We start from the raw sequence: 21296 nt of genomic DNA, 5'->3' as shown, positions 1-21296 counted from the left end.
AAATGAAGAGAACACTACTTGTAAGCACGGCAGTGCTTGCATTGGCAATTGTGCCCACAACATCAGTCTTTGCTGAAGATAGTAAAACAACGGACCAAAGTCAAACGACGAATAAGAGTCAATCAGTGGAAGAAAATCAGCCCAAAGATAAAAATCAGACTCCAGCATCAGAAGAGAAAAAAGTTGTTGAAAATACAAAGAATGAAGCTGAAAAGACGGAAAAAAAGAAAGAACCAGTTGTTGTAAAAGAAAATAATTCTAAAAAAGAGGCTATTTCAAATAAAGAAAAAGTTGAAGAAGCTCATAAGAATGGTTGGCAGAAAGAGCATGGGAAATGGCTTTTTTATGAGAATAATCAACCAATCAAAAACTGGAAAAAAATTGCGGGTGTCTGGTATTTCTTTGATCAACATGGAATCATGGTCAGCAATAGAATTGTTAATGACTATGCTTTTCATACTAGTGGAGCAATGGTAGAAAATTCCTGGGTGAAAATTGCGGATAAATGGTACTATGCTACAGATTCAGGAAAGATTGTTCGTAATAGATGGGAAAAAATTGGCAATGTTTGGTATTACTTCAAGCAAGATGGAGTTATGGCTAGCAATGTTCTAGTGAACGATTATCTTCTTAATAGTAGTGGAGCAATGGCTCAAGATGCTTGGGTGAAGATTACTGATAAATGGTATTATGCTACAGATTCAGGAAAGATCCTTCGTAATAAATGGGAAAAGATTAAGGGCACATGGTACTATTTTAACAGTGATGGTTTGATGGCTAGTAATCAGTGGAAAGATGCTTACTATCTAAAAAATAGTGGAGCAATGGCTGAAAAAGAATGGATTTTTGATAAATCTTATAATAGCTGGTTTTACCTAAAATCAGGTGGTGCTTATGCTTCACGTGAATGGATTGGTGCTTATTACCTAAAATCTGGTGGTTATATGGCCAAGAATGAATGGATTTTTGATCCTAACTACAATGCATGGTACTACCTGAAAGAAGATGGAAGTTATGTTACTGGTGGTTTTAATATTAAAAATAAAGAGTATTTCTTCCAGAGTGATGGAAAGTGGATTCAAAGCCCCAAATATTTTAAGGTTAAACCAATCACAGCCTATATTTATAGCGAATCAGGAGATATTTTGAGCTATGTCAATCAGGGAAGTATTGTGACCCATGATGGCTCTAAAAGCAAGGGTAGTCGTCTAGCTGTTTCAATATCAGGCTTGTCTGGTTATATGAATCAAAGCGATTTGACTTTAGTTGAGGAAGGAAGTGAGTTTATTCCTCACTATACTACTGACGGAAGATTCCTATATCATGAGCTTTCTCCATACACTAGTATTCGGGTAGCTCCACATACTTCAGCTATGAAAATTGGTAAGAAGTATTATTCAAAGGATGGAGAACATTTCGATGGGTTTACTATCAAAAATCGTTTCCTTTTCAAGAATTTAACTGAACCAACCAACTATAGTGCGGATGAATTAAATAGAGTTTATTCGATGATGAATATCCGAAACAGTCGTCTTGCCGGTAAAGGAGCAATTTTTAAGGAAGCTGAAAAACGTTACGGTGTCAATGCTCTCTATTTAATGGCTCACAGTGCGCTAGAAAGTGCTTGGGGACGTAGCCAAATTGCTAATGATAAAAATAACTTCTTCGGTATAGCTGCTTACGATACCAGTCCCTATGATTCCGCTAAGAAATTTGATGATGTAGACAAAGGAATTCTTGGTGCGGCCAAGTGGATTCGTGAGAACTATATTGACCGTGGAAGAGATCACCTTGGAAATAAAGCGACGGGAATGAATGTACGCTATGCATCAGATCCGTACTGGGGTGAAAAAATAGCTAGTATCATGATGAATATCAATAGTCGACTTGGTGGAAAAGATTAAAAGATAAGCAACGATAACTGCTGAAAAGTGGTTGTCGTTTTTTTATTTTTCCGTAGATTTAAGAAGATAAAATGGAGTGAAGTATAGTCAAAAAGCCGTTTCAAAGCGGTTTTTAACAATAATAACATATAATTCAATTGATTACTTTGATATATTATAGTAAAATGTAATAAAAATGCTAAAGGAAATTAAAAAGATGTTAAAGATGAAGAAGTTTGTTTATGTTAGTCTATCCATTTTGTCAGTCTTTACCTTGGCGGCTTGTTCTGGTCATAAGGAAGAAGCAAAAATTCCAGAAGTAAAAGTGGAACAAAAACAAGCCAAGTTTGATGAAAAGTTGTTCAAAGAAGCGGATCTACTGCCTTTTAAAAGTGAAAAACAGCTTGAACTTGGCGAACTAGATTCTAAAAATCGCGCGACGGGTGCTCATATTCAGCTAAAAGATAGCGATGAGCCAACTGAGAAAAGAGATTCAAAATTGACCTATGATCCAGTAGGGTGGCACAACTATAAATTCTTTTACGGAGATGGCCGGGAAGAAGCTTGGTTGATGAGTAGAGGTCATTTGATTGGCTACCAATTTAGTGGTTTGAATGATGAAAAGAGAAATTTAGTTCCTATGACTAACTGGCTTAATGCTGGAAATTATTCTGGGACTGATGAACACAACCAGAGTAGTATGCTTTATTATGAAAATCGATTAGATTCATGGCTCGCTAATCATCCTAACTACTATCTTGATTATAAGGTGACGCCAATTTATCAGAAAGATGAGCTGATTCCAAGACAAATTGAGTTGCAATATGTAGGCATTGATGAAAATGGTAAACTCTTGGAAATTAAATTGGAAAGTAGTAAAGAAAAGGTTGATAAGTACTCTGTGACGCATGTCGTTTTAGACAATGTTTCGGCTAATGCAGAAATTAACTATTTGGATGGTACTGCTAAAAACCTGGTTGAAGACGCAAAGGTAAAAGAAGAAAAAGAAAAAGCCAAGAAGGAAGCTGAGGAAAAGGCTAAGAAAGAGGCGGAGGAAAAAGCAGAAGCCGAGAAGAAGGCGAAAGAAGAGGAAGAAAAGGCTCGTCAAGCAAAACAAGAAAAGGAAGAGAGTCAGGAATCAAACACGCAATCAGCAAATTCAGGTGGTTATTTCAAAGATTCCAGAGGAAGATGGCATAAACCAAATGGCAAGTATGCCTCTAAGAAAGAAATTAAAGCAGCTGGATTAACTTGGTAATCATGTAAATGAAGGAATAATAGAATAAATCATTGTCAAAAAGCCGTTGCAAAGCGGTTTTTTGTTGCGTGTTTTGGGGTAATATAGTAGAATTATGGAGATATTAAATATTTTTTGGAGATTAATATGAAGAAAAAAATAATTATATTGTCAATGTGTCTGATATTAGGAATTTCTGGTCTTGGATACTATTTCTTATCTTATGTCCCCTACAGATCTGCTGTAACTAAGTTTGAAGATATAGTCAAAGATTTACAAGAAAAAAATAAAGAGGTTGAAAACCAAATAGCTGAGGCTGAGAAGGTAATTGATAGTGGCGAAGAGCCATTGGATTCAAAAAAATTAGAAGAATTAAAAAAAGCAATTGAAGATAGTCAGAATTCGCTTCGAAAAGTACCAGAAATGGAGAAATCAACTGCTAAGATTGAGGAGCAAATAGAAGAATTAAGCAAGCCAGTGGACTATAGTGAAACAATAAAGAATTTATCTGACAAACAGACTCTTTATCAAAATAGCATTCTTCAGCTAAAACAAATTACAAATCCATCTAATACTTTTGTTGAAGAAAGACTCAAAGAAATTTCTTCAATTACAGGAGTACAGTCTGTTACTGAAAATAACGATCCAAATAATAAATTGAATAAACAAGGTGGGTATACAGCGTCTGTATATTTTGTTGACAATCAAGTTACACATTCAGTAGAGGGATCTGATATTGTTCAGAAAGGAAATGATGCTGGAGGAAATGTAGAGGTGTATAAGACAAAAGAAGAAGCTGAGAAACGAAACACATATATTAGCGCATTTGATGGTACTGCTTTAAATCCTGGTTCACACTATGTTTATGGAACAGTTTTAATTCGTACATCACACTATTTAACAGGAACACAGCAGAAAGAGTTAACTGAAAAAATTTATAATAAACTGATTGAACTTAAATAATTAAAAAATTGGATAGCTATTAGTTTATTTAACTAATATACAGTCAAAAAGCCGTTTTAAAGCGGTTTTTTTGTTATAATGAAGGGGAGAATTATTGATATTAAAGGAGAAAAACATGACATTTGAAGAGATCCTGCCTGGGTTAAAGGATAAGAAAAAATATGTACGAACTGGTTGGGGAGGTGCTGAAAACTATGTCCAACTTTTTGACACTATCGAGCAAAATGGGGTTGCACTTGAAGTGACACCTTATTTCCTAATCAACGTGTCTGGAGAGGGAGAAGGTTTTTCCATGTGGAGTCCGACACCTTGTGATGTTTTGGCGACGGATTGGGTAGAAGTGCATGACTAGACGTGTATTGATTACGGGAGTGAGTTCAGGGATCGGCCTAGCTCAAGCTCGCCTCTTTTTAGAGAAGGACTATCAAGTTTATGGAGTGGACCAAGGTGAAAATCCACTCTTAGAGGGTGACTTTCACTTTTTACAGAGAGATTTGACCTTGGACTTGGAGTCAATTTTTGACTGGTGTCCTCAGGTAGATATTTTGTGCAATACTGCTGGAGTGTTGGATGCTTATAAACCCCTATTGGAACAGACAGCGCAGGAAATTCAAGAAATTTTTGAAATTAACTACGTGACTCCTGTTGAGTTGACTCGGTATTATTTGACACAAATGTTGGAGAATAAAAAAGGAATTATTATCAACATGTGCTCTATTGCTTCGAGCCTGGCAGGTGGTGGTGGACACGCTTATACTTCTTCGAAGCACGCCTTGGCTGGATTTACCAAGCAGTTGGCTCTAGACTATGCTGAAACTGGGATTCAGGTCTTTGGTATCGCTCCAGGAGCAGTCAAGACAGCTATGACCGCTGCGGACTTTGAACCAGGTGGTTTAGCGGACTGGGTGGCTAGTGAAACCCCAATCAAACGCTGGATTGAACCGGAGGAAGTGGCAGAAGTCAGTCTCTTTTTGGCCAGTGGAAAGGCACCTGCCATGCAGGGACAAATATTGACAATAGATGGAGGCTGGTCTTTGAAATAGGGAGAATAAAGTTAATAAAAAGGAGCGTCCATGACACCGCAAGAAATGTGGAATGCCTACAAGAAAATTACCCCCTCTTTAGGAGATGAAATCGATGCTTGGGCTTTTGGAGTGGAACCAGACCTTTTAGCAGATTTGGTTTTAAGAGGCGAAAAGACTGCAACAGCATCAGCCTACGATCTCTATGCACTAGAAGCCGAGTCTCTTCCTCAAGAAGGAACTTTTGATGTCATTTTAGATTGTCAAAATCAGGCTGTCTGTATTGTCGAAATTACAAAGGTTTCTGTCCAGCCCTTCAATCAAGTTTCTGCTCAACATGCCTACAAGGAAGGGGAAGGTGACAAATCCCTAGCCTATTGGCGTCAGGTTCATGAGGATTGTTTCGCCGAGTGGCTGAAAGAAGCAGGACTGACTTTTACACCTGAAAGCAAGGTTGTTTTAGAAGAATTTAGCAAGGTCTACCCACTGTAGACTATTAGAAGGAAGAAAGTTTGGAAAATCACCGTCCAATCCTTTTTTCTCAAGTAAAACATGATATAATAAGTTTGTTTGAAGAAGAGTAGCAGCTCTTAAACTTAGAATAGGAGAAAACTATGCAAGCAGTTGAACATTTTATTAAGCAATTTGTTCCTGAACATTATGATTTATTTTTAGACTTGAGTCGTGAGACCAAGACTTTTTCAGGAAAGGTGACTATTAGTGGTAAAGCACAGAGTGACCGCATTTCCCTTCATCAAAAAGACTTGGAAATCGTTTCTGTAGAAGTTGCAGGGGAAGCTCGCCCATTTACAGTTGACCATGAAAATGAAGCCCTTCATATCGAATTGGCTGAGGCTGGTCAAGTTGACTTGGTTATCGCTTTCTCAGGAAAAATTACAGACAACATGACAGGGATTTACCCATCTTACTACACAGTTGATGGAGTCAAGAAGGAGGTCTTGTCTACTCAGTTCGAGAGCCATTTTGCGCGCGAAGCATTCCCATGTGTGGATGAGCCAGAAGCCAAAGCAACTTTTGACCTCTCTCTACGTTTTGACCAAGCAGAAGATGAATTGGCCTTGTCTAACATGCCAGAAATCAATGTTGAAAACCGTAAGGAAACAGGTATCTGGAAGTTTGAGACAACACCTCGCATGTCTTCTTACTTGTTAGCCTTTGTAGCAGGTGATTTGCAAGGTGTAACGGCTAAAACTAAAAACGGTACCCTCGTAGGTGTTTATTCAACCAAAGCCCACCCACTATCTAACCTTGATTTTTCACTGGACATCGCTGTTCGCTCTATCGAGTTTTACGAAGATTACTATGGAGTTAAGTACCCAATCCCTCAATCTCTCCACATCGCCCTTCCTGACTTCTCAGCTGGAGCTATGGAAAACTGGGGTCTTGTGACTTACCGTGAAGTTTACTTGGTTGTAGATGAGAACTCTACCTTTGCCAGCCGTCAACAAGTTGCCCTTGTTGTGGCCCATGAATTGGCTCACCAATGGTTTGGTAACCTGGTAACTATGAAATGGTGGGATGACCTTTGGCTCAATGAAAGCTTTGCTAACATGATGGAGTACGTCTGTGTGGATGCCATCGAGCCAAGCTGGAATATCTTTGAAGATTTCCAAACAGGTGGTGTTCCGTCTGCCTTGAAACGTGATGCGACTGATGGTGTTCAATCTGTTCACGTCGAAGTTAAACATCCAGATGAAATCAATACGCTCTTTGACGGAGCTATCGTCTATGCCAAAGGAAGTCGCCTCATGCACATGCTTCGCCGTTGGCTAGGTGATGCCGATTTTGCCAAAGGTTTGCATGCCTACTTTGAAAAACATCAATACAGCAATACAATTGGTCGTGACCTTTGGGATGCTCTTGGTCAAGCATCAGGACGTGATGTCGCAGCCTTTATGGATTCTTGGTTGGAACAACCTGGTTATCCAGTTCTCACTGTCAAAGTTGAAAATGATGTCTTGAAGATTTCACAAAAACAATTCTTCATCGGTGAGCACGAAGACAAGAACCGTCTCTGGGTTGTGCCACTAAACAGCAACTGGAAAGGCTTGCCTGATACACTCGAAACTGAAAGCATCGAAATCCCTGGCTATGCAGCCCTTCTTGCTGAAAACAAAACAGCACTTCGTCTCAACACTGAAAATACAGCCCACTACATTACCGACTATCAAGGAGATTTGTTGGAAGCAGTTCTTGCTGACCTAGTTGAGCTTGATAACACAAGTAAACTGCAAATCGTCCAAGAACGTCGCTTGCTTGCTGAAGCAGGGCACATTTCTTATGCTGACTTGCTCCCAGTTCTTGATAAACTAGCTAAGGAAGAATCTTACCTTGTCGTTTCAGCTGTTTCTCAAGTAATTTCAGCTCTTGAGCGCTTTATCGATGAAGGAACAGAAGCTGAAAGAGCCTTCAAAGCACTGGTTGCTAAATTGGCTCGTCACAACTATGACCGTCTTGGTTTTGAAGCTAAAGATGGCGAATCAGATGAGGATGAATTGGTTCGTCAGTTGGCTGTTTCTATGATGATTCGCTCAAATGATGCAGAAGCTAGCCAAGTCGCTAGCCAAATCTTCGCGGCTCACAAGGAGAATCTTGCAGGACTCCCAGCAGCAATTCGCTCACAAGTTCTGATCAATGAGATGAAACATCATGAGACCAAAGACTTGTTAGCACTTTATCTTGATACTTATACTCACGCAACAGATGCTGTCTTTAAACGTCAGTTGGCAGCTGCTCTTGCTTACAGTACAGATGCGGATAATATCCAAAAATTGATTGCTTCTTGGAAGAACAAATTTGTGGTCAAACCACAAGACTTGTCTGCTTGGTACTTCCAGTTCTTAAGCCATCAGGCAACTCAAGAAACAGCATGGTCTTGGGCTCGTGAAAACTGGGCTTGGATTAAGGCAGCCCTTGGAGGAGATATGAGCTTTGATAGTTTTGTTATCCTTCCTGCTCACGTATTTAAGACTCAGCAACGCTTGGTAGAATACAAGGAATTCTTTGAGCCACAACTTTCTGACCTTGCTCTCAGCCGTAACATCGGTATGGGAATCAAGGAGATTGCAGCGCGTGTTGACTTGATTAACCGTGAAAAAGCTGCAGTGGAAGCAGTCGTTCTTCAATATGGGAAAGCTTAAACATTCGTAAAATAATAAAAACTCAACTTTCTCTCTTAAAGTAAGAGGGAGTTGAGTTTTTTTAAGGCAAATTTGGTATAATGGTTTTAATAAGGAGGAGTTTCTCATGATAAAAATCTTATTAGTTGAGGATGACCTAGGCCTGTCAAATTCAGTATTTGACTTTTTAGATGATTTTGCGGATGTCATGCAGGTATTTGATGGGGAAGAAGGTCTCTACGAAGCTGAAAGTGGCGTCTATGACTTGATTTTGCTCGATTTGATGTTACCTGAAAAAAACGGCTTCCAAGTCTTGAAAGAATTGCGTGAAAAGGGGATTACGACTCCAGTTCTGATCATGACTGCCAAGGAAAGTTTGGATGACAAGGGACATGGATTTGAACTGGGAGCAGATGATTATCTGACCAAACCTTTCTACCTAGAAGAACTCAAAATGCGAATTCAAGCCCTTCTCAAACGTTCAGGCAAGTTTAATGAAAACACCTTGACATATGGAAATATTGTAGTTAATTTGTCAACCAATACCGTTAAAGTCGAAGATACTCCTGTCGAATTGTTGGGGAAAGAGTTCGATTTATTAGTTTATTTCCTTCAAAATCAAAATGTTATTTTGCCGAAGACTCAGATTTTTGATCGTTTATGGGGATTTGATAGTGACACAACGATTTCAGTTGTCGAAGTTTACGTTTCAAAAGTCCGTAAGAAATTAAAAGGAACCACTTTTGCAGAGAATTTGCAAACCTTGCGCAGTGTTGGGTATATTTTAAAAGATGTTCAGTAAACTAAAAAAAACATGGTATGCGGATGACTTTAGTTATTTTATCCGCAACTTTGGTGTCTTCACTCTGATTTTCTCTACCATGACTCTGATTATTTTACAAGTCATGCATTCGAATCTCTATACTTCGGTGGATGATAAGCTTCATGGACTGAGTGAAAATCCTCAGGCAGTTATTCAGCTTGCTGTAAATAGGGCAACAGAAGAGATTAAAGATTTAGAGAATGCCGCTACAGATACTAGTAAGACTGAAGTAAAACCCAATGTCAGTTCCAATACGGAGGTTATTCTTTTTGATAAGAATTTTACCCAGCTCCTTTCTGGAAACCGATTTTTGGGATTGGATAAGATTAAGTTAGAGAAAAAAGAACTAGGACATATCTATCAGATTCAAGTTTTTAATAGCTATGGACAAGAAGAAATTTATCGCATGATTTTGATGGAAACGAATATTAGTTCGGTTTCAACCAATATCAAGTATGCGGCTGTCTTGATTAATACCAGTCAGTTGGAGCAGGCCAGTCAAAAGCATGAGCAATTGATTGTAATTGTGATGGCTAGTTTCTGGATTTTGTCTTTACTTGCCAGTCTCTATCTAGCTAGGGTCAGTGTTAGGCCCCTGCTTGAGAGCATGCAGAAGCAACAGTCCTTTGTGGAAAATGCCAGTCATGAGTTACGAACTCCACTTGCAGTTTTGCAAAACCGCTTAGAGACCCTTTTTCGTAAGCCAGAAGCAACCATTATGGATGTGAGCGAAAGTATTGCCTCTAGTTTGGAAGAAGTCCGAAATATGCGGTTTTTGACGACGAACTTGTTGAATTTAGCTCGTAGAGATGATGGGATTAAGCCGGAACTTGCAGAAGTTCCAACCAGTTTTTTCAATACGACTTTCACAAACTATGAGATGATTGCTTCTGAAAATGACCGTGTCTTTCGTTTTGAAAATCGTATCCATCAAACGATTGTCACAGATCAGCTTCTTTTGAAACAACTGATGACCATTCTATTTGATAATGCCATCAAATATACTGAGGAGGATGGTGAAATTGATTTTATGATTTCAGCGACTGATCGTAATCTTTATTTGCTAGTTTCCGACAATGGAGTCGGTATTTCAGCAGAAGATAAGAAGAAAATTTTTGATCGTTTTTATCGAGTGGACAAGGCTAGAACCCGTCAAAAAGGTGGTTTCGGTTTAGGTTTATCCCTAGCCAAGCAAATTGTAGATGCCCTAAAAGGAACCATTACTGTTAAAGATAATAAACCGAAAGGAACAGTCTTTGAAGTGAAGATTGCCATCCACACACCATCTAAAAAGAAAAAATAAAAATATCGCTCCAGACGGGGCGATATTTTGGATTTATCTTCTACGTTTTCGTTTGATAATAGATCGTTGAACTTTTAAGACAAGTAAACTGGATCCGATTGCTGCGACAAAGGCAAGAGCAGGTGATAATTTTAATGATAAAAAGATAAAACTAAAGATAGCAATACAGATACAAAAAACAGCGATATTAACAAAAAATAGGATTTCCTTGAGATTGGCATCAGATTGCGCTTCAGGTGTATAATCTTGATAGCGAGGAACCTGCTGGCTTAATTCTTCTTGATAGTCTACCTCATAGGATTGTAATTTTCTTACGGGCATTATTCTCTCCTTAACAGTACATACCTATTTTATCATTTTTTCAGCAGAGAATTATTACAGAAAGGTTACAATAAGAATAAAGTCCCTTTTCATTTTTAAAGAATGGCTGATTTTCCAGAAATGTGGTATAATTTTTCTTATGGAAAAGATTATCATTACAGCAACTGCTGAAAGTATTGAACAAGTTAAACAACTTCTCGAAGCTGGCGTAGACCGTATCTATGTCGGTGAGAAAGATTTTGGCCTTCGCCTGCCAACGACCTTTAGTTATGACCAATTGCGTGAAATCGCTAATCTGGTTCATGATACTGGTAAGGAATTGATCGTTGCGGTTAACGCCCTCATGCACCAAGATATGATGGATCGTATCAAGCCTTTCTTAGACTTTTTGGAAGAAATCAAGACAGACTACATTACGATTGGGGATGCAGGTGTCTTTTACGTAGTCAACCGCGATGGTTATTCCTTTAAGACCATCTACGATGCTTCAACCATGGTAACTAGCAGTCGCCAGATTAACTTCTGGGGACAAAAGGCTGGCGCATCTGAGGCTGTTTTGGCGCGTGAAATTCCATCAGCTGAACTTTTCAAAATGCCAGAGATTTTGGAAATTCCTGCTGAAGTTTTGGTTTACGGAGCTAGTGTTATTCACCATTCTAAGCGTCCGCTCTTGCAAAACTACTATAACTTCACGCATATCGATGATGAAAAGACTCGCAAGCGTGACCTTTTCTTGGCAGAGCCAAGTGACCCTGAGAGCCATTATTCCATTTTTGAAGACAATCATGGTACTCATATCTTTGCCAATAACGACCTTGATTTGATGACAAAATTGACAGAATTGGTAGAGCATGGCTTTACTCACTGGAAACTAGAAGGGCTCTACACTCCTGGTCAGAACTTTGTTGAAATTGCAAAACTCTTTATCCAAGCGCGTAGCTTGATTCAAGAGGGCAATTTTAGCCATGACCAAGCCTTCTTGCTGGATGAAGAAGTACGTAAACTTCACCCTAAAAACCGTTTCCTTGATACAGGATTTTATGACTACGATCCTGACATGGTTAAATAGGACATCAAAACCCGAAATAAAAATGTTCGGGTTTTTCAAGTGTATCCATGAAATAAAAACGGATACATGTTATAATAAAAGTAGCTCTTTAATGGAGGTGTTTGAGTGGAAAATCTGAAGAAAATGGCAGGTATCAAGGCTGCTGAGTTTGTCAAAGATGGGATGGTTGTCGGACTGGGAACGGGTTCTACTGCCTATTATTTTGTCGAAGAAATCGGTCGTCGTATTAAGGAAGAAGGCTTGCAGATTACAGCTGTAACGACTTCTAGTGTGACTAGTAAACAGGCTGAAGGGCTTAATATCCCACTCAAGTCTATTGACCAAGTAGACTTTGTCGATGTGACAGTCGACGGGGCGGATGAAGTGGATAGCCAGTTCAACGGGATCAAAGGTGGTGGTGGTGCCCTTCTGATGGAGAAGGTTGTCGCAACGCCCTCAAAAGACTACATTTGGGTAGTGGATGAAAGCAAGCTGGTCGACAAACTAGGTGCTTTTAAATTGCCTGTAGAAGTGGTTCAGTATGGCGCAGAACAAGTCTTTCGTCGTTTTGAGCGAGCTGGCTACAAACCAAGTTTCCGTGAAAAAGATGGTCAACGTTTTGTGACCGATATGCAGAACTTTATCATTGACCTTGCCTTGGATGTCATTGAAGATCCAATTGCCTTCGGGCAAGAATTGGACCATATCGTTGGTGTCGTGGAGCACGGCTTATTCAACCAAATGGTGGATAAGGTCATCGTTGCTGGACGAGATGGAGTTCAGATTTTAACTTCAACAAAAGCAAACTAATCAAAATAATAAGGAGATACACTATGCCAAAATTTAATCGTATTCACTTGGTGGTACTGGATTCTGTAGGAATCGGTGCTGCACCAGATGCTAATAACTTTGTCAATGCAGGGGTTCCAGATGGAGCTTCTGACACACTGGGACACATTTCAAAAGCAGTTGGTTTGAATGTCCCAAACATGGCTAAAATTGGTCTTGGAAATATTCCTCGAGAAACTCCTCTCAAGACTGTTCCAGCTGAAAGCAATCCAACAGGATATGCAACAAAATTGGAAGAAGTATCTCTTGGTAAGGATACTATGACTGGACACTGGGAAATCATGGGACTCAACATTACGGAGCCCTTCGATACTTTCTGGAACGGATTCCCAGAAGAAATCCTGACAAAAATCGAAGAATTTTCAGGACGTAAGGTCATTCGTGAAGCTAACAAACCTTACTCAGGAACGGCTGTTATCGATGATTTTGGACCACGTCAAATGGAAACTGGGGAGTTGATTATCTATACTTCAGCTGACCCAGTTTTGCAGATTGCTGCCCACGAAGACATCATTCCTTTGGATGAACTCTACCGTATCTGTGAATATGCTCGTTCGATCACCCTTGAGCGTCCTGCCCTTCTAGGTCGTATCATTGCCCGTCCATATGTTGGTGAACCAGGTAACTTCACTCGTACAGCAAATCGTCGTGACTTGGCTGTATCCCCATTTGCACCAACCGTTTTGGATAAATTGAACGAAGCTGGTATTGATACTTACGCTGTTGGTAAAATCAATGATATCTTTAACGGTGCTGGTATTAACCATGACATGGGCCACAACAAGTCAAACAGCCACGGAATTGATACACTATTGAAGACCATGGGCCTTGCTGAGTTTGAAAAAGGATTCTCCTTCACAAACTTGGTGGACTTTGATGCCCTTTACGGTCACCGTCGCAATGCTCATGGTTACCGTGATTGTTTGCATGAGTTTGATGAACGCTTGCCTGAAATTATCGCAGCCATGAGAGAGAACGACCTTCTCCTGATTACTGCGGACCATGGAAATGACCCAACTTATGCAGGAACAGACCACACTCGTGAATACATTCCACTTTTGGCTTACAGTCCTGCCTTTAAAGGAAACGGTGTCATTCCAGTTGGACATTTTGCAGATATCTCAGCGACAGTGGCGGATAACTTTGGTGTTGAAACTGCCATGATTGGGGAGAGTTTCTTAGATAAATTGGTGTAAGATGACGCGCTATGCTTTGCTGGTTAGAGGCATCAATGTTGGTGGAAAGAATAAGGTCGTCATGGCGGAGCTTCGTCAAGAATTGACAGAGTTGGGACTGGGAAAGGTTGAAACTTACATCAACAGTGGCAATATTTTCTTTACTTCGACAGTTCCCAAAGTCCGATTGGTTGAAAAGTTAGAGACTTTCTTTGAAGTCCATTATCCATTTATTCAGAGCTTTTCTTTGCTGAGTCATGAAGACTATGAAGCGGAACTTGAAAATCTACCTAAATGGTGGACTAAAGATTTGGCACGAAAGGATGTCCTCTTTTACACGGAGGGCTTGGATGTGGATCAAGTCATTGAGAAAGTTGAAAGTTTGGAACTGAAAGATGAAGTGGTTCATTTTGGAAGACTTGGGATTTTCTGGGGGAAATTCTCTGAAGAATCCTACTATGCAACTGCCTATCATAAGTGCTTGCTCAAGATGCCTTTCTATCGCAATATTACCATTCGCAATGCCAAAACCTTTGACAAAATCGGTCAAATGCTAAAAACTAATAAAGGAGACATGCAATGACATTTTTAGATAAAATCAAGGAAACAGCTGCTTTCCTGAAAGACAAGGGAATCCAAGCGCCTGAGTTCGGTCTAATCCTTGGATCAGGTCTGGGAGAACTTGCAGAAGAAATCGAAAATCCTGTTGTAGTAGACTATGCTGAGATTCCAAACTGGGGTCGCTCTACAGTAGTCGGTCACGCTGGTAAATTGGTATATGGTGATCTTGCAGGTCGCAAGGTCTTGGCTCTTCAAGGGCGTTTCCATTTCTACGAAGGAAATCCTCTGGAAGTGGTGACTTTCCCAGTTCGTGTCATGAAAGTTCTTGGATGTGAAGGTGTCATTGTAACCAATGCTGCAGGAGGTATCGGCTACGGTCCTGGTACTTTGATGGCTATCTCAGACCATATCAATATGACGGGGCAAAACCCATTGATGGGTGAAAACTTGGATGATTTTGGTCCTCGTTTCCCAGATATGTCTAAGGCCTACACACCAGAATACCGTACTACTGCCCATGAAGTGGCTAAAAAGCTTGGTATCAAGCTTGATGAAGGTGTCTATATCGGTGTAACTGGCCCGACTTATGAAACACCAGCAGAAATTCGTGCTTATAAGACACTTGGAGCAGATGCAGTCGGTATGTCCACTGTTCCTGAAGTTATTGTGGCAGCTCACTCAGGCTTGAAAGTTCTAGGAATTTCATGTATTACTAACTTTGCGGCTGGTTTCCAAGAAGAACTTAACCACGAAGAAGTTGTAGAAGTGACCGAACGTGTTAAAGGTGACTTTAAAGGCTTACTTAAAGCGATTCTTGCAGAATTGTAATCATGTTAATAGAATTGAGGAGTATTTTTCGAAAGATTCCTTATAATTTTAGATTATTCCTAGCAGTAATTCTACAAGGAATAGTTTCGGGTTTATCTGGTATATTTCTCCATTATCTTTTAGAGATAATAGAGGGTCTAGCTTTTGGTCAGTCAGAGCATCATACTGGATTTTTGACAGATGGAGTTTCCTCCTCAAGGATAGGACTAAGTTTAATAATTGTTGGTCTTGGCTCATCCTTGGTCTGGTATTTCTTGCAAAAAGGGTCGAAGATTTATTCCATCAAAGCTCAGATGAAGGATGAGACTTCACAATACAAGCTTCATTTTCTAAAACAGCTATTTCATTCAATTTGGCAGATCATTGCAGTTGGAGGGGGAGCCTCTATTGGCAAAGAAGCTGCACCACGAGAGATTGGAACTCTATTTGCAGGACCAATTGGAAAAATATGTATACTGTCTATGAAGGATTGTATCTTTCTCCTTGCTTGTGGTGCTGGTGCTGGTTTAGCAGCTGTCTATCAGGTTCCATTAACAAGTGTTTTCTTTGTTTTTGAAACTCTAGGAATTGCTCTATCTATTAAACGATTTGTCTTAGTCGGTTTGACTACCTATGTTTCAACCTATATAGCAGGCTTGGTTATTTCAGATCAGGCTCTTTACCAGATTCCAGCTATCACATGGTCACTAAAGGAAGTGTGGATTGTACCTTTATTACTTCTTTTCTTAACCCCACTAGCTTGGCTTTTTGGTCGCTTAAGTAAGGCAGCATCTTCAAACAGAATAAAAGATAAACGAATACTTCTCACATTGCCCTCAGCTTTTCTTTTTCTTGCTGGATTGGCAAGTTATTTTCCACATCTACTTGGAAATGGACGTATGATGGCTCAGGAAGTATTAAATGGTAGCAATGGCAAAACAGTACTCCTTTTGTTTATCTTAAAAGCAGTGGTCGTTCTTATTATCCTTTGGGCAGGGGCCTATGGTGGTACTCTTACGCCATCTTTTGCCTTGGGGATGGCTGGAGCTGCTCTCTTGGGCATGATTCTAGGTGGGGATAGCCAGCCAAGCATTTTGCTTTTGGGATCGGTTTGCTTTTTGTCTGTGACCTTGAGGGCGCCCTTTTCTGCAACTGGATTAGTAATAGGTTTCACTGGGCTAGGTATAGTTTCTCTTCCGTATCTCTTAGTAACAGCTGTTTTAGCCTATGAATTTGCAAAAATGTTAGACCGCTTTCCTTGGGCTAGCATACTGTGTCAGAAGTCAAGGAATAAAGTAATTAGGTAGGAAATGCCTGTTTCTTCTAATCAAGGATTTATCTTAAAAGGTTAAAAACTATTGTCAGTTTATCAATAACTGTTTTAAATAAAAATGTAGTAGCCATATTGGAATCCTGATTGAATACTATTTTTCCTAGCTATGAAATATAAAAATAAAAAAGAGAAAGGTAGAGCTTGTGTTCTGATTTGAACACGAGCGGAAAACTTTTCTAAAAACTCAGAAGAGAAGGGGAGTTCGGGCTTGAATTGAAGCCGGTCTATTCTCTTCTATATAATCAAAATTTAAAAAGAAAGGATGGGCAAACCGTATTTGCTGAACTGAATACGGGCGGAGAACTGTGTAAAAAAGATAAACTGTTTAGCATCTGCGATGCGTCATCAGTTTCCTATTTTTACTTTATTCTCTGTCGCTATCCTGAATATAAAAAAAGAAAGGTAGAGTGAGGTGTTCTAATTTGAACACGAGCGGAAAACTTGGAAAATAGATAATCTGACTGAGAAATCAGGATTTCTCGTCAGATTCCTAATTTTCAGTCGTTTTCTTGTCGCTCTTTGTATCATAATTATGTCTATCCATATTGCTGCTCAGCAGGGTGAAATTGCTGATAAAATTCTTCTTCCTGGGGATCCTCTTCGTGCGAAGTTTATTGCGGAAAATTTCCTTGAAGATGCTGTTTGTTTTAACGAAGTGCGTAACATGTTTGGTTACACTGGTACTTACAAGGGCCACCGTGTATCAGTCATGGGAACTGGGATGGGGATGCCATCGATTTCGATTTATGCGCGTGAGTTGATTGTGGACTACGGTGTGAAGAAATTGATTCGTGTGGGAACTGCAGGTTCTTTGAATGAAGATGTCCACGTTCGTGAATTGGTTTTGGCGCAGGCAGCTGCAACCAACTCTAACATCATCCGCAATGACTGGCCACAGTACGATTTCCCACAAATCGCTAGCTTTGATTTGCTGGACAAGGCCTACCATATCGCCAAAGAACTTGGTATGACCACCCACGTTGGGAACGTTTTGTCTTCTGATGTCTTTTATTCAAACTACTTTGAAAAGAACATCGAACTTGGTAAATGGGGAGTCAAGGCTGTGGAAATGGAAGCAGCAGCTCTTTACTATCTTGCTGCTCAACACCATGTTGATGCTTTAGCTATTATGACTATCTCTGATAGCTTGGTCAATCCAGATGAAGACACGACTGCAGAAGAACGCCAAAATACCTTCACTGATATGATGAAGGTTGGTTTGGAAACCTTGATTGCAGAGTAAAATGTAAAAGAAAATCCTGATTTCAAGTCGAATCAGGATTTTTTCATAGATGCGATTTTTTCGGGGTCTGGTGTGACGCGGAGGGTCTTTTGTCCTGTGTAAGTGACAAAGCCTGGTTTTCCGCCAGTTGGTTTGTTGAGTTTTTTGACTTCAATCATATCTACCTGCACCAGATTTGATAGGCGACCTTGAGAGAAGTAGGCGGCCAGTTCTGCCGCGTCTGTCTTGACTTCATCAGATGGGTCAAGATTGCCTGAGATGACAACATGGCTTCCAGGAATGTCCTTGGCATGGAACCAAAGTTCCTCCTTGCGGGCCATTTTAAAGGTTAGCTCCTCATTTTGCAGGTTATTGCGACCGACATAGATGATGGTTTTGCCATCGCTTGCTAGATATTGTTCTGGTTTTTTGCGTTTCTGGATTTTCTCCCGTTGTCTTCTGCGGATAAAACCTGTTTGGATCAATTCTTCACGGATTTCAGCGATTTCTTCTAGTCCAGCTTGGTTGAGGACGGTTTCTACACTTTCCAGATAGAGAATGGTTGCCTTGGTTTCCTCAATCAGCTCAGTCAAGTATTTGACAGCTTCTTTGAGTTTCTGATACCGTTTAAAATAGCGTTGGGCATTCTGGTTGGGAGTCAAGGCCTTATCAAGCGCAATTGTGATAGGTTGATTAGTATAGTAGTTGTCTAGGATAACCTGATCTTGGTCATTAGGAACTTGATGGAGGAAGGTTGTCAGTAATTCCCCCTTTTGACGAAATTCTTCAGCGTTGTCTGTCGCCAGTAACTCTTTTTCTTGTTTTTTAAGCTTATGACGATTTTTTTGAAGTTCATTTTCAACACGACGAATCAGTTCACTGGCTTGCTGTTTTACGCGGTCGCGCTCAGCCTTATCCTTATAGTAGGTGTTCAACAAATCAGAAAGACTGGCAAAAGGCTCTCCCACCTGATTTGCAAAAGGAACTGGGCTGAAGGAAGTCTCAGTCAAGCATGGCTTGGTTTCTTGATTGAAAAAGTTTCGGAAAGTGGAAAGTTTTTCACTAACCAGTATCCTTTCCAATTCATTTGCCGTATCGCGTCCCAGACCTTGAAAGAGGCTTTGAAGATTTTTAGCTGTCGTTTCCTGTGTTTGCAGGATTTCAAAAAGTTTCTCGTCCTTGATTGTAAAAGGATTGAGAGCTTCCGTACTTGGCGGAGCGATATAGGTCGATCCAGGAAGCAAGGTGCGGTAGCTATTTTGTGAAAAGCCAACATGTTTGATAACTTCGAGGATTTTATGACTGCTTTTATCGACCAGTAGAATATTACTGTGTTTCCCCATAATTTCGATAATCAAGGTAGCCTGAATATGGTCCCCAATCTCGTTTTTATTAGAAACCGTAATTTCCACAATACGGTCATTTTCCACTTGCTCAATCGACTCAATCAGGGCACCCTGCAAATATTTTCTTAAAACCATGATAAAGGTAGAAGGCTGGGCTGGGTTTTCAAAAGTTGTTTGGGTCAGCTGAATGCGTCCAAAAACTGGATGGGCAGAAAGGAGCAGGCGATGACTTTGGCGATTGCTACGGATTTGCAAGACCAACTCTTGTTCAAAAGGTTGATTGATTTTCTGAATGCGACCATTCACTAATTCTCTTCGCAATTCCTCAACCATGTGGTGTAAAAAAAATCCGTCAAATGACATCGTTCTCTCCTTGTGATTGTATTCCATAGTATTATATCAAAAAGGTAGAATAAAATCATGGAAATGTGGTATAATAAAGCCAAGTAAAGAGAAACGAGAAGCACATGTATATTGAAATGGTAGATGAAACTGGTCAAGTTTCAAAAGAAATGTTGCAACAAACCCAAGAAATTTTGGAATTTGCAGCCCAAAAATTAGGAAAAGAAGACAAGGAGATGGCAGTTACCTTTGTGACCAATGAGCGTAGTCATGAACTCAATCTGGAGTACCGTGACACCGACCGTCCGACAGATGTCATCAGCCTTGAGTATAAACCAGAATTGGAAATTGCCTTTGACGAAGAGGATTTGCTTGAAAATCCGGAATTGGCAGAGATGATGTCTGAGTTTGATGCCTATATTGGGGAACTGTTCATCTCTATCGATAAGGCACATGAGCAGGCCGAGGAATATGGCCATAGCTTTGAGCGTGAGATGGGCTTCTTGGCAGTACACGGCTTTTTACATATCAACGGCTATGATCACTACACTCCGGAAGAAGAAGCGGAGATGTTCGGTTTACAAGAAGAAATTTTGACAGCCTATGGACTCACAAGACAATAAACGAAAATGGAAAAATCGTGACCTGATATCCAGTTTAGAATTTGCTCTCACAGGAATTTTTACTGCCATCAAGGAAGAACGCAATATGCGAAAACATGCAGTGACGGCTCTTGTAGTCATTCTTGCAGGTTTTGTTTTTCAGGTGTCACGAATCGAATGGCTCTTTCTCCTATTGAGCATTTTCTTGGTAGTAGCTTTTGAAATTATCAATTCTGCTATTGAAAATGTGGTGGATTTGGCCAGTCACTATCACTTTTCCATGCTGGCTAAAAATGCCAAGGATATGGCGGCAGGCGCGGTATTAGTGGTCTCTCTTTTCGCAGCCTTAACAGGCGCATTGATTTTTCTCCCACGAATCTGGGATTTATTATTTTAAACAGTAAGAGGAAATTATGACTTTTAAATCAGGCTTTGTAGCCATTTTAGGACGTCCCAATGTTGGGAAGTCAACTTTTTTAAATCATGTCATGGGGCAAAAGATTGCCATTATGAGTGACAAGGCGCAGACAACGCGCAACAAAATCATGGGAATTTACACGACTGATAAGGAGCAAATCGTCTTTATCGACACACCAGGGATTCACAAGCCAAAGACGGCCCTTGGAGATTTCATGGTCGAATCTGCCTATAGTACCCTTCGTGAAGTGGATACCGTCCTTTTCATGGTACCTGCGGATGAAGCGCGTGGTAAGGGAGACGACATGATTATCGAGCGTCTCAAGGCTGCCAAGGTTCCTGTTATTTTGGTGGTGAATAAGATTGATAAGGTTCACCCAGACCAGCTCTTGTCTCAGATTGATGATTTCCGAAATCAGATGGACTTTAAGGAAATCGTTCCAATCTCAGCCCTTCAGGGCAATAACGTGTCTCGTCTAGTGGATATTTTGAGTGAAAATCTGGATGAAGGATTCCAGTATTTCCCGTCTGATCAAATCACAGACCATCCAGAACGATTCTTGGTTTCAGAAATGGTTCGCGAGAAAGTTTTGCACCTAACTCGTGAAGAAATTCCGCATTCTGTTGCAGTAGTAGTGGATTCTATGAAACGAGATGAAGAGACAGACAAGGTTCATATCCGTGCAACCATCATGGTCGAGCGCGATAGCCAAAAAGGGATTATCATCGGTAAAGGTGGCGCTATGCTTAAGAAAATCGGTAGCATGGCCCGTCGTGATATTGAACTCATGCTAGGAGACAAGGTCTTCCTAGAAACCTGGGTCAAGGTCAAGAAAAATTGGCGCGATAAAAAGCTAGATTTGGCTGACTTTGGCTATAATGAAAAAGAATACTAAGTAGAG

21 protein-coding genes are annotated in these 21296 nt (G+C 40.2%); 19 read left to right on the top strand and 2 right to left on the bottom strand.

From position 1 onward, the window contains the following. The first annotated feature begins 2 nt into the window (after positions 1 to 2). The 9 genes from JJN14_RS05765 to ciaH all read left to right on the top strand — a co-directional run bounded on the left by JJN14_RS05765 (position 3) and on the right by ciaH (position 10371). The gene (locus tag JJN14_RS05765; RefSeq protein WP_201058105.1) at positions 3 to 1904 is read left to right on the top strand and encodes a glucosaminidase domain-containing protein; all 1902 of its coding nucleotides are present in this window, start codon (positions 3 to 5) and stop codon (positions 1902 to 1904) included. A 205-nt stretch (positions 1905 to 2109) separates the two neighbouring features. Then, the gene (locus tag JJN14_RS05760; protein ID WP_201059141.1) at positions 2110 to 3141 is read left to right on the top strand and encodes a DNA/RNA non-specific endonuclease; all 1032 of its coding nucleotides are present in this window, start codon (positions 2110 to 2112) and stop codon (positions 3139 to 3141) included. A gap of 126 nt (positions 3142 to 3267) precedes the next feature. Beyond that, positions 3268 to 4083, top strand: coding sequence for an EbhA (locus tag JJN14_RS05755; protein ID WP_201058104.1), 816 nt, complete (start codon positions 3268 to 3270; stop codon positions 4081 to 4083). 115 nt (positions 4084 to 4198) lie between these two features. Continuing rightward, positions 4199 to 4435, top strand: a complete 237-nt coding sequence (locus tag JJN14_RS05750) for a DUF2829 domain-containing protein (protein ID WP_000141924.1) — start codon at positions 4199 to 4201, stop codon at positions 4433 to 4435. Then, positions 4428 to 5126: a 3-oxoacyl-ACP reductase gene (locus tag JJN14_RS05745; protein ID WP_201058103.1), complete on the top strand. Its 699-nt coding sequence runs from the start codon at positions 4428 to 4430 to the stop codon at positions 5124 to 5126. Before JJN14_RS05750 ends, JJN14_RS05745 begins: the two co-directional genes overlap by 8 nt. A 30-nt stretch (positions 5127 to 5156) precedes the next feature. Next, a complete protein-coding gene (locus JJN14_RS05740) occupies positions 5157 to 5597 on the top strand; it encodes an ASCH domain-containing protein (protein ID WP_201058102.1) in 441 nt (146 codons plus the stop codon). A 122-nt stretch (positions 5598 to 5719) separates the two neighbouring features. Then, positions 5720 to 8266 (top strand): M1 family metallopeptidase, encoded by a 2547-nt coding sequence (locus tag JJN14_RS05735; protein ID WP_201058101.1) that lies wholly within the window; start codon positions 5720 to 5722, stop codon positions 8264 to 8266. Positions 8267 to 8372: 106 nt separating this feature from the next. Further along, positions 8373 to 9047 (top strand): two-component system response regulator CiaR, encoded by a 675-nt coding sequence (ciaR, locus tag JJN14_RS05730; protein ID WP_000590639.1) that lies wholly within the window; start codon positions 8373 to 8375, stop codon positions 9045 to 9047. After that, positions 9037 to 10371 carry a two-component system sensor histidine kinase CiaH gene (gene ciaH / locus JJN14_RS05725; RefSeq protein WP_201058100.1) on the top strand — a complete coding sequence of 445 codons (1335 nt, stop codon included), beginning with the start codon at positions 9037 to 9039 and terminating at the stop codon, positions 10369 to 10371. Before ciaR ends, ciaH begins: the two co-directional genes overlap by 11 nt. Positions 10372 to 10404: 33 nt before the next feature. On the opposite strand, the gene JJN14_RS05720 is transcribed toward ciaH, so the two are convergent. Then, positions 10405 to 10692, bottom strand: a complete 288-nt coding sequence (locus JJN14_RS05720) for a DUF3270 domain-containing protein (protein WP_201058099.1) — start codon at positions 10690 to 10692, stop codon at positions 10405 to 10407. 139 nt (positions 10693 to 10831) lie between these two features. Between JJN14_RS05720 and JJN14_RS05715 the strand changes: the two genes are divergently transcribed. The 7 genes from JJN14_RS05715 (at position 10832) to deoD (ending at position 17708) form a co-directional block, all read left to right on the top strand. Continuing rightward, positions 10832 to 11761 (top strand): peptidase U32 family protein, encoded by a 930-nt coding sequence (locus JJN14_RS05715; RefSeq protein WP_124787964.1) that lies wholly within the window; start codon positions 10832 to 10834, stop codon positions 11759 to 11761. Positions 11762 to 11866: 105 nt separating this feature from the next. Continuing rightward, complete coding sequence (gene rpiA / locus JJN14_RS05710) at positions 11867 to 12550, top strand: ribose-5-phosphate isomerase RpiA (RefSeq protein WP_201058098.1); 684 nt, start codon at positions 11867 to 11869, stop codon at positions 12548 to 12550. Positions 12551 to 12573: 23 nt separating this feature from the next. After that, positions 12574 to 13785: a phosphopentomutase gene (locus JJN14_RS05705; protein ID WP_004259464.1), complete on the top strand. Its 1212-nt coding sequence runs from the start codon at positions 12574 to 12576 to the stop codon at positions 13783 to 13785. Between the two features lies 1 nt (position 13786). Next, positions 13787 to 14347: a DUF1697 domain-containing protein gene (locus tag JJN14_RS05700; RefSeq protein ID WP_201058097.1), complete on the top strand. Its 561-nt coding sequence runs from the start codon at positions 13787 to 13789 to the stop codon at positions 14345 to 14347. Continuing rightward, a complete protein-coding gene (locus JJN14_RS05695; RefSeq protein ID WP_201058096.1) occupies positions 14344 to 15153 on the top strand; it encodes a purine-nucleoside phosphorylase in 810 nt (269 codons plus the stop codon). Before JJN14_RS05700 ends, JJN14_RS05695 begins: the two co-directional genes overlap by 4 nt. Before the next feature lie 2 nt (positions 15154 to 15155). Next, entirely contained in the window at positions 15156 to 16439 is a 1284-nt protein-coding gene (locus JJN14_RS05690; protein WP_201058095.1) for a chloride channel protein, read from the top strand. 558 nt (positions 16440 to 16997) lie between these two features. Then, the gene (deoD, locus tag JJN14_RS05685; RefSeq protein WP_000022091.1) at positions 16998 to 17708 is read left to right on the top strand and encodes a purine-nucleoside phosphorylase; all 711 of its coding nucleotides are present in this window, start codon (positions 16998 to 17000) and stop codon (positions 17706 to 17708) included. A 32-nt stretch (positions 17709 to 17740) separates the two neighbouring features. On the opposite strand, the gene pavA is transcribed toward deoD, so the two are convergent. Continuing rightward, entirely contained in the window at positions 17741 to 19396 is a 1656-nt protein-coding gene (gene pavA, locus JJN14_RS05680) for an Rqc2 family fibronectin-binding protein PavA (RefSeq protein WP_201058094.1), read from the bottom strand. Between the two features lie 104 nt (positions 19397 to 19500). On the opposite strand from pavA, the gene ybeY reads away from it, so the two are divergent. Genes ybeY through era form a run of 3 tightly spaced genes read left to right on the top strand, consistent with a single transcriptional unit; the run spans position 19501 to position 21290 of the window. Next, a complete protein-coding gene (gene ybeY, locus JJN14_RS05675) occupies positions 19501 to 19998 on the top strand; it encodes an rRNA maturation RNase YbeY (RefSeq protein ID WP_000275156.1) in 498 nt (165 codons plus the stop codon). Beyond that, positions 19979 to 20374, top strand: a complete 396-nt coding sequence (locus JJN14_RS05670; RefSeq protein WP_000378166.1) for a diacylglycerol kinase family protein — start codon at positions 19979 to 19981, stop codon at positions 20372 to 20374. Before ybeY ends, JJN14_RS05670 begins: the two co-directional genes overlap by 20 nt. Positions 20375 to 20390: 16 nt before the next feature. Further along, positions 20391 to 21290, top strand: a complete 900-nt coding sequence (gene era / locus JJN14_RS05665) for a GTPase Era (protein WP_000143264.1) — start codon at positions 20391 to 20393, stop codon at positions 21288 to 21290. The last annotated feature ends 6 nt before the right edge of the window (positions 21291 to 21296 follow it).

Origin of the sequence: Streptococcus mitis, assembly GCF_016658865.1 — a bacterium.
GTDB classification, from domain to species: domain Bacteria; phylum Bacillota; class Bacilli; order Lactobacillales; family Streptococcaceae; genus Streptococcus; species Streptococcus mitis_BT.
The sequence above is the reverse complement of the archived record's forward strand: the minus strand, read 5'-3'. Positions and strand labels throughout refer to the sequence as shown.